1 protein-coding gene is annotated in these 352 nt (G+C 51.1%); it reads right to left on the bottom strand.

Translation table 11 applies throughout. From position 1 onward, the window contains the following. Window positions 1–352 (bottom strand): recombination directionality factor (locus tag E9531_RS17710; protein WP_483189247.1); only part of this gene is annotated, 352 nt, incomplete at both ends.

The following is a 352-nucleotide window of genomic DNA, read 5'->3' as shown; positions in this document are numbered from 1 at the left end:
ATGTCGCCAAGTGGCCACCAGAGACTGCCGCCAAATAGCGCAGTCGTGCTGTCAATGTCCGAATGCTGTTGTAGCCCGTGGTTCTAAACACAAAGCTGCCCAACTCATCTATTGGTGGTTGAACTTCGCTTGATTTGTTTGGTGTGTTCGTTACAGCATCAATCACCACATTGAGCCTGCCATAAGGCTTGCAGTTACCTGCTTGGTTGAACTGGCATTGATCCGGTGAAGGGCAAGGCAGTGTTTCCACTCCTTGGGCTGTTTGCCTTCTGCACGTTTCCCCATTGCCCACGCATTCAGCCCTGCCTGTCTTGCGATCAAACAAACAGTAGTCGGCTCGCAGATTCAAATC

Source organism: Lampropedia puyangensis (assembly GCF_004833285.1).
GTDB classification, from domain to species: Bacteria; Pseudomonadota; Gammaproteobacteria; order Burkholderiales; family Burkholderiaceae_C; genus Lampropedia; species Lampropedia puyangensis.
The sequence above is the reverse complement of the archived record's forward strand: the minus strand, read 5'-3'. Positions and strand labels throughout refer to the sequence as shown.